This window comes from Mesorhizobium sp. P5_C1 (assembly GCF_054049815.1).
Map to the genome: position 1 here is coordinate 1 of NZ_JBFULQ010000159.1, position 11429 is coordinate 11429.

The following is an 11429-nucleotide window of genomic DNA, read 5'->3' on the forward strand; positions in this document are numbered from 1 at the left end:
GATGAAGGCAGTCGAGGCCGGCGTCTCGGTGGAGCTCGTGCGCTCGGCACGGCATCACGGCGGCGACGGAAACTGGGGCGATCTCTTGATCCCAGTGATCGTCACGCAGCAGAGCAACAGCTGATCGAACGCGCKCAACCGACCCTTCACCTGCGCAGTCTCTGCGCAGGTGAATTTTCTTTTTATGAAGCCCACCTGTGGACAGTTGAGTACAGTAGCGTTGCTTGAAATTCACTGTTCCCAGGGATGATCTGGGGGACTTTTATTTCAACTTGACATAGGCGGCGATCTCACGCCAATTGCGCTCCAGATTCAACTCTGCATTGAAATAGGGGCGAGCTTCTTGGCCGACTTGTGTGCCCAGTGAACCGCGAAGGCGAGACTCCAAGACACCTGAATTTTGTTGCCCGCGACTCGAACACAGAGACGATCCGCGATCCATCGCAAGTGCTCGTCGTCTGCAAATCGCCGATCAATCGCGTGGTGATTTCAAAGATCGTAGAGCGATCCGGGCTCAAGCCAATCTCGGAATCTCCCGACATGGCGGTAAAGATCCTGCGGTCCCTCATTCCCGGTGCGGTTGTCCTTGACGGCGGCGCCGACAACAAGGACTGCGACAATCTGATGGCCAGTATCGACGCGTTGAGGCGAGCCTCCGGCAAATCGCTTCCGGCGGTGATCCTGCTTTCAACCAAGAATGGCACGCCGGAGAGCCTGGGCCTGTCGAGCGTCATAGACGTGGTGGTCGCCAAGCCGATCACACCCGAACGGCTGCAGCCGGTGATCGATCGCCTGATCAACCGCTAAGCAATTTCCGTCCGGAATTGCGCAAAATAGGAAGGCCCCGCGATCAGTCCGGATTGACGATGCTTTCGACCAGTCCGGGCAGTTGTCCGAGATCGGATATCTCACGGAAGCGTGGCTCGGTCACCGGAGCCTCTACATGCTCAAGCACCCAGGTGAGTTCATGCGGCACGTGGACACCCCAACCGCCGGCCTCGATCGCCGGCACCACGTCCGACTTCAGCGAATTGCCGACCATCATGCTTCTTGCCGGACCATCGCCGTGGCGGCTGAAGAGGCGGGCATAAGTGGCGGCACTCTTGTCGCTGACGATCTCGATCGCGTCGAACAGATCTCCGAGGCCTGATCCAGCCAGCTTGCGCTCCTGGTCGAAGAGGTCGCCCTTGGTGATCAGCACAAGGCGGAATGCGCCGGCAAGCTTCTCGATCGTCTCGCGCGCATGCGGCAGTGCCTCGATCGGATGGCTCAGCATCTCGCGGCCGGCATCGAGAATCTCTGATATCACAGAAGCCGGCACGCGGCCTTGCGTGACCTCGATCGCCGTTTCGATCATCGACAGCGTAAATCCCTTGATGCCGAAGCCATAGACGGCAAGGTTGCGTCTTTCGGCCTCCAGCAATCGTGCCGAGATGTGCTCGGCTTCGCCATGATCGGCAAGCATGGCGGCAAAGCGCTTCTCCGTCATGCGGAAGAACTGCTCGTTTTGCCAGAGCGTGTCGTCGGCATCGAAGCCGATCGTCGTCAATTTGCTGTCGTGCCGCATGCAAAGTCTCGATTGGGATCGGGGTCTCGATTGGGATTGGGAAACTAAGCCGATTGGCGTGATTTTCAACCGCCTCAGTCAATGCCCGACGTGGCTCCCCTTCCCTTCCACAGGGGCGCACGGCTATACTCCACAATCCGCAACCCAATCTGGTGAATGATGCCGCCTGCAAAAAAGGAAGTCCGTCCGTCGAGCCGCGGAGGACGGGCGCGTACGCCTGCCTTCGTGAAAAACCAACGTGGCGTCAAGAACTGGAAGGAAGCCAGCGCCTGGCTAGAATGGCGCGGCATCGAGGACATCGAGTGCATCACACCTGACCAGGCCGGCGTCGCACGCGGCAAGATGATGCCATCGAAAAAATTCACCTCCAACACCTCGCTGGCACTGCCGTCGGCTGTCTTCATGACGACGATTTCCGGCGGCTATCCCGAGGATGGCAACGGCTTCCACTATCCGGAGGACGATGGCGACCTCAAGCTGATGCCGGACCTGTCGACGCTGACGGTGGTGCCCTGGGAAGAGGACCCGACGGCCGCTGTCATCTGCGACCTCGTCCACCAGGACGGACGCTCTGTCGAGTTCACGCCGCGCAACGTGCTCAGGCGCGTGCTTGCCGCCTACGACAAGCGTGGACTGAAGCCGGTGGTGGCGCCCGAGATCGAGTTCTACCTGGTGCGCAAGAACCCCGATCCGGACTATCCGCTGACGCCACCGGTCGGCCGTTCGGGGCGCGCGATCGGCGGCGGCGCCGGCTATTCGATCGCCGGCGTCAACGAGTTCGACGAACTGATCGACGACATCTACCATTTCTCCGAGGGCCAGGGCCTGGAGATCGACACGCTGATCCATGAGGAGGGCGCCGGTCAGCTCGAAATCAACCTGCGCCACGGTGACCCGATCGAGTTGGCCGACCAGGTGTTCATGTTCAAGCGCACCATTCGCGAGGCCGCGCTCAAGCACGAGATCTACGCCACCTTCATGGCCAAGCCCATCCAAGGGCAGCCGGGCTCGGCCATGCATATCCATCAGTCGATCATCGACAAGAAGACCGGACAGAACATCTTTTCGGCAGAGGACGGCTCGGAGACCGAAGACTTCTTCCATTTCATCGGCGGCATGCAGAAGCATGTGCCGAACGCGCTGGTGATGTTCGCGCCCTATGTCAATTCCTACCGCCGGCTGACACAGGCGGCGTCGGCTCCGGTCAACAACAAATGGGGCTACGACAACCGCACCACGGCGTTCCGCGTGCCGCGCTCGGATCCCGCGGCGCGGCGCGTCGAAAACCGCATCCCCTCCTCCGATGCCAATCCCTATCTGGCGCTGGCGGCATCGCTTGCCTGCGGGCTGATCGGCATCACCAACAAGATCAAGGCCGAGCCTCCCGTGCTGACCACCGCCAACGCGGCCGAGATCGACCTGCCGCGCAGCCTGCTCGAAGCCGTCGACCTGTTCGAGGCCGATGAGGAACTTTGCGCACTGCTCGGCAAATCCTTCGCCGCGACCTATGCGGCGATCAAGCGGGCGGAATTCGAGACGTTCATGGAAGTGATCAGTCCGTGGGAGCGAGAGTATCTGTTGCTGAATGTGTAGGGAGTAGCGAGTAGCGAAGGTACCCGATATTTTTCTATTCGCTATTCGCTATTCGCTTTTCACCTCCTCCTTCTGAATCACCGAGTCTTTCCTCCATCATGCCCTACCAATCCCCGATTTCTCCCGGCCGTTCCTGGTATGAGGACACCGCCGGCCCACGGCCGGAATATCCGGCGCTGGATGGCGACAAGACGTGCGATGTCATCATCATCGGCGGTGGTTTCACCGGCCTGTCGGCGGCTGCTCACCTTGCCAAGGCAGGCACGAATGTCGTGCTGATTGAAGCCTACCGCTTCGGCGATGGCGCCTCCGGGCGCAATGGCGGCCAGCTTGGTACCGGCCAGCGCGCCTGGGTCGAGGACCTGGAAGCCGAATACGGCTTCTCCCGCGCCAAGGCGCTGTTCGGCCTTGCCGAAGAGGCTAAGGCGGATCTCCTCGAGTTTGCCGCCGCCAACCAGATCGATATCGACTATATGCCGGGCCAACTCTCGGTGGCGCACAAGCCGCGCTATGTCGACGACTACAAGGCGCATGCCGAGATCATGGCGAGCCGTTTTTCCTACCCGCATATCTCGTTCATGGATGCCAAGCAGACGGCGGAGCGGCTGGGCTCGACCGCCTATTTCGGCGGCACGCGCGACACCGGCACCGGCCACATCCACCCGATGAAGCTGGTGATCGGCACCGCGCGGGTGGCGGCGCAAGCCGGTGCGCAACTGTTCGAGGAGACGCCATCGACCGGCATCATTTCCAGTGGTGGCAAGGTCAAGGTTTCGACACCGAGAGGCACGCTGACAGCGCAGAAATGCCTGATCGCGGTCAACGCCCATGGCGGCACGCTTGAGCCGGTGAGTGCCGCGCACATCATGCCGATCGGTTCGTTCATCGGCGCAACGGTGCCGCTGGGCGCGGACTCGACAGTGCTGCCGGGCGGCGAGGCGGTCGACGATTCCCGCTTCGTCGTGCGCTATTTCCGCAGATCGAAAGACGGGCGGCTGCTGTTCGGCGGACGCGAAGTCTATGGCGTCAACGATCCGAAGGATATCCACATCCACATCCGCCGTCAGATCGTCGAACTCTATCCGGCACTCAGGGATGTCGAGATCACGCATGGCTGGGGCGGCTATGTCGGCATCACAGTGCCGCGCAAGCCGTTCGTGCGCGAAGTGATGCCCAATGTGATCTCGGCCGGCGGCTATTCCGGCCACGGCGTCATGCTGTCGAACTTCTTCGGCAAGCTCTATGCTGAAACCGTCGCCGGCAACCGCGACCGCCTGAAGCTGATCGAGGATCTGAAGATCCCGCCATTCCCCGGTGGTCGGCGCTTCCGCGCGCCGCTGCTGTTCCTGGCACTCAACTGGTTCGCGTTGCGCGACAGGATCTAGAAGCTGTTCTGTCCAGGTGGAATTGGGAGCGTGATCTCCTGCGAAACCGCATGGTCGCTTTTCGGGATCGTGGTCCGGACGGACAGGATCGCTCTCATCTATGTAATATTGCTGTAATATTTGTTGCCGTAACGGCACATTGCAGAATCCCCTCCAAAGGAGCAGAATCCCTGATGAGGGCGTAGTGATGCCACAATCAGCGATATAAAGATGCCGGTTGTGGGTTACTGACGGGGAATTCTGCGGGCTTGCCCGCTTTGATTCTTGGGACTGATGCAGATCTGGCGCCAGGTTCTTGGCATTTGATCGGAAGAACATCGGCCCGCTTATGGAGGTGGCAAGAGTGAGAGAGCCCTTCAGTTTCGGTACGCCGGAACGTCGGCGCTTTGCCATGCAGTTCGGATATGACATGCGGCCGTCCTTCTGGCAGGAGGTCCGCTCGAATTCGCATCTGGTGATCGCTGCGATCGGCACCGCCGCACTGCTTGGTGTCGCCGCGGTGGCGCTGTGGCTGGCATTGCCGGCCAATGACAGGCAAGCGGCGGCGAGCCCCGAGCAGACCATTCCAACCATTCCGGTGAAAACGACGAAAATCGCTCCGGCGGGAGCAACTGTGGCTGCAGCAGCCGTGCCGCAGGCGGCGCGCAAGTCGGACAAGATTTTGCCGACCGTGGCGGCCGCGCAAGCCACCATACCGGCGCTGCCAGCTAATGATCCGCGTTGGACCGGTTCGCAGTCGAAGGCCGCATCCGCTGCCGGTGCGCCTGCTCCCGTCCAGGTGGCGAACCAGGCTAAACAGGCACCGGACAAAGCCGCAGTGGCATTCGCGCAACCTGCAGCCGATAGCGATGCGGCCAGCGAACTTGCCAAGGTTGCCGCCCCCACTCCGCCGGCGGGTAGCCATCCCGATGACGCGAAAACCGCCGCCATCCCGGCGGTGCAGCCGCAAGTGCCGTCGGAGCAGCCCGCAGCGGCTGAAGGCGACGGCAGCCAGGCCAAGTCGAAGCCACGCAAAGTCGAGGCCGCCGGAACCGGACAGATCCTGCGGGCCGTGACCATGCGCAGCGGCCCGAAGAAAAATGCGGCCGCTATCCTCACGGTGCCAGCCAAAAGCTCGGTGCAAGTGATGAGCTGCAAGAAGTGGTGCCAGATCACCTACAACGGCAAGACCGGCTGGATCTACAAGACCTACATCAAGACCGGCGCCTGACGCCTCGAGCAATTTCAGGAAAAGTGTGAAGCGGTTTCCCCGGGAAAAGCGCGTAGCGCTTTCCCTGAGCGAATTGCGCCAAGACAAGAGATAGACCCGTCGCCGAAACGCTGCCTCCGTGCCGCATTTTGATTTGCCCATGATCCTTTCCGAAAATCGGTACCGATTTTCGGGGCATTGGCGCTTTCAGATGCAGCGTCCGCCGTCGACCTCCAATGCCACACCGGTGATGAAGGCGGCTTCATCGGACGCCAACCAGAGTGCGGCGTTGGCGATATCGAGTGGTGTCGAAAGCCGGCCGAGCGGGATCGACGCACGGAACTTCTCGCGGATTTCAGGCGTGTCGGCGCCCATGAACTTCTCCAGCATGCCGGTCTCGCCGGCAACCGGGCAGAGGCAGTTCACACGGATGTTCTTCGGCGCCAGTTCCACCGCCATCGACTTGGTGGCGGTAATCGCCCAGCCCTTCGAGGCATTGTACCAGGTGAGGCCGGGCCGCGGCCGCAGACCGGCGGTGGAAGCCGTGGTCAGGATGACGCCGCCGCCYTGCCGATCCATGATCGGCACCACGGCGCGTGCTGCGTGATAGATCGCCTTCATGTTGACGGCGGTGATCAGGTCGAAGGTTTCCTCGTCGACGTCGAGCATGTCGCCGTTGCGATGGGTGTAGCCGGCATTGTTGACCATGATGTCGATGCGGCCGAAGGCGCTCTTGGCGGCATAGACCATCTCGTCAAATTCGGACCGCTGCGAAACATCGGTCTGGGTCCAGATCGCCGCCTCGCCGATTTCGCTGGCGACACGCTCCGCGCCCTTGGCGTTGAGGTCGGCGACGACGACCCTGGCGCCTTCCTGCGCAAAGCGCCTGGCCATACCCTCGCCAAAGCCCGCCGCCGCACCGGTGATGACGGCAACCTTGTTTTCCAGACGCATGCTTTTCCCGCTCATGATTGGTGACGATCGACCGGAGTGCCCGCGGCAAACGCAAAGCCACGACTTCTGACCGGGCCACGGCTTCTAGCCGGGCCGCGACTTCTAACCGGCTTGGTCAAAAGATGTGCGGTCATCGCCGATTTCTCCTTTGGCTTTCGCTTCGATCCCGCTCTATGCTGCAACTGCGAAGGCTTCCGGGGCCGCGCCTGTCGACAAGCCTCCGAGGTATCGGGCTGTCAAGAGGCAGGCGCAACACTCAGATGTGACACCATGGCACTGGAAAATTTAAATCGATTAGATTATATCAGCCGCGTCACAGCGACCGGCGTCAGAGCGGACAGACCATGACCAGCCAGATCATCCCCGTCGATCCTTTCGACTTCATCATTTTCGGCGGCACCGGCGATCTGTCGGAACGCAAGCTTCTGCCGTCGCTCTACTATCGCCAGCGCGACCATCAGTTCTCCGAGCCGACGCGCATCATCGGCACGTCACGCTCGAAGATGACCGACGAGGAATTCCAGGCCTTCGCCAAACAGGCGATCTCGGACCACGTCAAAGCTGACGMTATCGACGCCAAGGAACTGAAGACGTTCCTCGCCCGCCTTTCCTACGTCTCGGCCGATGCGACGACAGGCGCCGGCTTCGACAAGCTGAAGAAGGCGATCGGCGATAGCGACCGCATCCGCGCTTTCTACCTGGCGGTGGCGCCGGCGCTGTTCGGCGATATCTCGCACAAGCTGAAAGAGCACAAGCTGATCACGCCGAACTCGCGCATCGTGCTGGAGAAGCCGATCGGCCGCGACCTTACCTCGGCGCAAGCACTCAACGACCTGGTCGGCGACGATTTCCACGAAAGCCAGATCTTCCGCATCGACCACTATCTCGGCAAGGAGACGGTGCAGAATCTGATGGCGCTGCGCTTTGCCAACGCGCTCTACGAGCCACTGTGGAATTCCGCCCATATCGACCACGTGCAGATCACCGTGGCCGAGACCGTGGGTCTGGAAGACCGCGTCACCTATTACGACAAGGCCGGCGCGCTGCGCGACATGGTGCAGAACCATATACTGCAGCTGCTGTGTCTTGTTGCCATGGAAGCGCCGTCGTCGATGGACGCCGACGCGGTGCGCGACGAGAAGCTGAAGGTGCTCAGGGCTCTGAAGCGCATCAACGGCAACGAGGCGCCCAAGCACACCGTGCGTGGCCAGTACCGCGCCGGCGCCTCGGCGAGCGGCGCTGTGAAGGGCTATGTCGAGGAGCTTGCCCACGACAGCAACACCGAGACCTTCGTCGCCATCAAGGCCGAGATCGGCACCTGGCGCTGGGCGGGCGTTCCGTTTTATCTGCGGACCGGCAAGCGGCTGGCGACGCGGGTTTCGGAAATCGTCATCGAGTTCAAGCCGATCCCGCATTCGATCTTCGGCGACAGCGCCGGGCCGATCTTCGCCAATCAGTTGGTCATCCGGCTACAGCCGGACGAAGGCGTCAAGCAGTTCATCATGATCAAGGATCCGGGTCCGGGCGGCATGCGGCTGCGCCAGATCTCGCTCGACATGAGCTTCGCGCAATCCTTCGACGGCCGCGCGCCGGACGCCTACGAACGGCTGATCATGGACGTCATCCGTGGCAACCAGACGCTGTTCATGCGTCGCGACGAAGTCGAGGCGGCGTGGAAATGGATCGACCCGATCCAGAACGCGTGGGAAAGCGCCAGACAGGAAGCGCAGGGCTACACAGCGGGCACCTGGGGGCCGTCGGCCTCTATTGCACTGATCGAACGTGACGGGCGGACATGGCACGAGAGCAATTGAACGGCGCCGCCTATAGCTGGAACGGCTTTGCCGGGCGCCAGGAGTTGGCGGTCGCCCTCGCCGATCATGTCGCCGGGCGCCTGACCAAGGCGATCGCCGAGCGCGGTATGGGGCTGCTCGCCGTCTCCGGCGGCACCACACCGGCAAAGTTCTTCGCCGCCCTTTCGGCGATGCAAATCGCCTGGGACAAGGTGATTGTGACGCTGGTCGACGAGCGTTTCGTGCCTGCGTCCTCGCCGCGCTCCAATGCCGGGCTGGTGGCCGCCAATCTGTTGCAGAACGCGGCCAAGGCGGCACGGTTCGTGCCGCTCTATCACGAAGGCGTCGGCATCGAGGATGCGGCGGCTTCCGACAATTCGGCGCTGCAGTCATTGCCCTGGCCACTCGATGTCGTCGTGCTCGGCATGGGACCGGACGGCCACACCGCCTCGTTCTTTCCCGATGCCGACGATCTGGCAAAGCTGCTTGACCCGTCCTCCGACAGGATTGTGCTGCCGGTTCATGCGGCCAGCGCCGTCGAGCCGCGGCTGACCTTGTCGCTGGCGCGCATTGTCGATGCAGGCTTCATCGCGCTGCACATCGAAGGCGAGGACAAGCGCGCCGCCTTCGACAGCGCGGTTGCCCCTGGACCGCGAAAGCCGATCCGCGCCGTGCTCGACGCCGCACCCAAGCCCGTAGAGGTTTTCTGGGCGCCCTGATTTGAACGTGCTGAGGGTCCCGGCAGACAGCCGGATTGTGTTCCGGGACCTCGCCTGAAAGGACCGACACCATGACCGCCAGACGCGACATCGAAGCCATCACCGAGCGCATCCGCCAGCGTTCCAGACCAGGCCGCGAGCGCTACCTCGGCCGCATCGCCGAAGCGTCGAACCGCACCGCCAACCGGGCCGTGCTGTCCTGCGGCAACCTCGCCCACGGCTTTGCGGTGTGCAGCCCCTCGGAAAAGCTGGCGCTGGGTGCGGACGCGGTGCCGAACCTCGGCATCATCACCTCCTACAACGACATGCTGTCGGCGCATCAGCCGTTCGAGACCTTTCCAGCGCTGATCAAGGACGCGGCGCGCGAGGCCGGCGGCATCGCCCAGGTGGCCGGCGGCGTGCCGGCAATGTGCGATGGCGTCACGCAAGGCCAGCCCGGCATGGAGCTGTCGCTGTTTTCGCGCGATGTGATCGCCATGGCCGCAGCGATCGGCCTGTCGCACAACATGTTCGACGCCGCCGTCTATCTGGGCGTCTGCGACAAGATCGTGCCGGGTTTGGTGATCGCCGCACTCACTTTCGGCCATCTGCCGGCGGTGTTCATTCCTGCCGGGCCGATGACCACCGGCCTGCCGAACGACGAAAAGGCCAAGGTCCGCCAGCTCTATGCGGAGGGCAAGGCGGGACGGGCCGAACTGCTGGAGGCCGAGTCCAAGTCCTATCACGGGCCAGGAACCTGCACCTTCTATGGCACAGCCAATTCCAACCAGATGCTGATGGAGATCATGGGCCTGCACACGCCGGGCGCCTCCTTCGTCAATCCCGGCACGCCGCTGCGCGAAGCCTTGACCCGTGAGGCGACGAAGCGGGCGCTGGCGATCACGGCGCTCGGCAATGCCTATACGCCGGTCGGGCGGATGATCGACGAGCGCTCGATCGTCAACGGCGTCGTCGGCCTGCATGCCACCGGCGGCTCGACCAATCACACCATCCACCTGATCGCGATGGCGGCAGCGGCCGGCATTGCCATCACCTGGCAGGACATTTCCGACCTGTCGGAAGCCGTGCCGCTACTGGCGCGGGTCTATCCCAATGGTCTCGCCGACGTGAACCACTTCCACGCGGCAGGTGGGCTCGGCTTCCTGATCCGCGAACTGCTCGACGAAGGCATCCTGCACGAGGATGTGCAGACAGTGTGGGGCGAAGGCCTGCGGCCCTATGCGGTCGAGGCCAAGCTCGGCGCCGACGGCGGCGTGGTGCGCGAAGCCTCGCCGCGCGAAAGCGGTGACGAAAAGGTGCTGGCGCCGTTCAACAAGGCATTCCAGGCAACCGGCGGTCTCAAGGTGCTGTCGGGCAATCTCGGCCATGCCGTCATCAAGACCTCGGCGGTGAAGCCGGAGCGGCGCATCATCGAGGCGCCGGCCAAGGTCTTCGACAGCCAGCAAGGACTGAACGAGGCGTTCAAGGCGGGAACGCTGACCGGTGACTTCATCGCCGTCATCCGCTTCCAGGGGCCGAAGGCCAACGGCATGCCGGAACTGCACAAGCTGACCACGGTGCTCGGCATCCTGCAGGACCGCGGCCAGCGCGTGGCGCTGGTCACCGACGGGCGCATGTCGGGCGCCTCCGGCAAGGTGCCGGCCGCCATCCATGTCACGCCGGAAGCAGTCGAGGATGGACCGATCGCCAGGATCCATGATGGCGACATCGTCCGGCTCGACGCCGACGCCGGAACGCTGGAAGTGCTCGTGCCGGCCGGCGAGTTTGCACTGCGCCGGACGGCGGATGCCGACCTCATCGGCAATGAATTCGGTTTCGGCCGCGAGCTGTTCGCCGGCTTCCGGCAACTGGTCGGCCGTGCCGACCATGGCGCCAGCGCCTTCGGCACGGCGTGACGAAATCATCGTCCTGTCGATAAAAAAGGGCGGCTGACAGCCGCCCTTTTTTGCTGCCGGTCATACGGCAGTCATGGCGTAACGGTGATCTCGGTACGCTCGCCAGCCTTGACCGTCACCGGCATTTCTTTGTCATGGCCTCCATCGGACATGTGCCGGACGACCACGTAATCGCCGGCCGGAATGGTCTGCTGCCAGGCGTCGCCATAGTTCAGGCCAAGCGCCTTGCGATTGCCCTGGATGTCCTTTTTCGGAGACAGGACCTCGATCGAGTAGGCGCCAGGGCCGACATGGCCAGAACGCCGGCACCGAGCGGCACCTTGATGTCCTGATT

At 62.7% G+C, this 11429-nt stretch carries 9 protein-coding genes and 1 pseudogene; 7 read left to right on the forward strand and 3 right to left on the reverse strand.

The window, feature by feature from the left end; genetic code table 11:
* The first annotated feature begins 354 nt into the window (after positions 1-354).
* On the forward strand, positions 355-807 hold the full coding sequence (locus ACXJ7R_RS14855) for a response regulator (protein ID WP_457152492.1): 453 nt from the start codon (positions 355-357) through the stop codon (positions 805-807).
* A 43-nt stretch (positions 808-850) separates the two neighbouring features.
* Here ACXJ7R_RS14855 and ACXJ7R_RS14860 read toward each other — a convergent pair whose 3' ends face one another.
* Complete coding sequence (locus ACXJ7R_RS14860) at positions 851-1567, reverse strand: HAD family hydrolase (RefSeq protein ID WP_457152493.1); 717 nt, start codon at positions 1565-1567, stop codon at positions 851-853.
* A gap of 156 nt (positions 1568-1723) precedes the next feature.
* On the opposite strand from ACXJ7R_RS14860, the gene ACXJ7R_RS14865 reads away from it, so the two are divergent.
* From ACXJ7R_RS14865 to ACXJ7R_RS14875, 3 genes are all read left to right on the forward strand, one after another.
* On the forward strand, positions 1724-3160 hold the full coding sequence (locus ACXJ7R_RS14865; RefSeq protein WP_457152494.1) for a glutamine synthetase family protein: 1437 nt from the start codon (positions 1724-1726) through the stop codon (positions 3158-3160).
* Between the two features lie 98 nt (positions 3161-3258).
* Positions 3259-4545: an NAD(P)/FAD-dependent oxidoreductase gene (locus ACXJ7R_RS14870; RefSeq protein ID WP_457152495.1), complete on the forward strand. Its 1287-nt coding sequence runs from the start codon at positions 3259-3261 to the stop codon at positions 4543-4545.
* Between the two features lie 391 nt (positions 4546-4936).
* Positions 4937-5755 carry an SH3 domain-containing protein gene (locus tag ACXJ7R_RS14875; protein ID WP_457152496.1) on the forward strand — a complete coding sequence of 273 codons (819 nt, stop codon included), beginning with the start codon at positions 4937-4939 and terminating at the stop codon, positions 5753-5755.
* A gap of 186 nt (positions 5756-5941) precedes the next feature.
* On the opposite strand, the gene ACXJ7R_RS14880 is transcribed toward ACXJ7R_RS14875, so the two are convergent.
* Positions 5942-6688, reverse strand: coding sequence for an SDR family oxidoreductase (locus tag ACXJ7R_RS14880; RefSeq protein WP_457152497.1), 747 nt, complete (start codon positions 6686-6688; stop codon positions 5942-5944).
* Between the two features lie 344 nt (positions 6689-7032).
* Between ACXJ7R_RS14880 and zwf the strand changes: the two genes are divergently transcribed.
* From zwf to edd, 3 genes are all read left to right on the forward strand, one after another.
* A complete protein-coding gene (gene zwf / locus ACXJ7R_RS14885; RefSeq protein ID WP_457152498.1) occupies positions 7033-8502 on the forward strand; it encodes a glucose-6-phosphate dehydrogenase in 1470 nt (489 codons plus the stop codon).
* Positions 8484-9200, forward strand: coding sequence for a 6-phosphogluconolactonase (gene pgl, locus ACXJ7R_RS14890; protein WP_457152499.1), 717 nt, complete (start codon positions 8484-8486; stop codon positions 9198-9200). Before zwf ends, pgl begins: the two co-directional genes overlap by 19 nt.
* 71 nt (positions 9201-9271) lie before the next feature.
* A complete protein-coding gene (gene edd / locus ACXJ7R_RS14895; protein WP_457152500.1) occupies positions 9272-11095 on the forward strand; it encodes a phosphogluconate dehydratase in 1824 nt (607 codons plus the stop codon).
* Between the two features lie 71 nt (positions 11096-11166).
* Here edd and ACXJ7R_RS14900 read toward each other — a convergent pair.
* A pseudogene (locus ACXJ7R_RS14900) lies at positions 11167-11429 on the reverse strand (hypothetical protein); the annotation flags it as partial.

Excerpts from the sequence above, each read along its gene's own strand:
- ACXJ7R_RS14860 (WP_457152493.1), bottom strand. The coding sequence starts at position 1,567 with ATGCGGCACGACAGCAAATTGACGACGATCGGCTTCGATGCCGACGAC.
- ACXJ7R_RS14865 (WP_457152494.1), top strand. The coding sequence starts at position 1,724 with ATGATGCCGCCTGCAAAAAAGGAAGTCCGTCCGTCGAGCCGCGGAGGA.
- ACXJ7R_RS14870 (WP_457152495.1), top strand. The coding sequence starts at position 3,259 with ATGCCCTACCAATCCCCGATTTCTCCCGGCCGTTCCTGGTATGAGGAC.
- ACXJ7R_RS14875 (WP_457152496.1), top strand. The coding sequence starts at position 4,937 with ATGCAGTTCGGATATGACATGCGGCCGTCCTTCTGGCAGGAGGTCCGC.
- pgl (WP_457152499.1), top strand. The coding sequence starts at position 8,484 with ATGGCACGAGAGCAATTGAACGGCGCCGCCTATAGCTGGAACGGCTTT.
- edd (WP_457152500.1), top strand. The coding sequence starts at position 9,272 with ATGACCGCCAGACGCGACATCGAAGCCATCACCGAGCGCATCCGCCAG.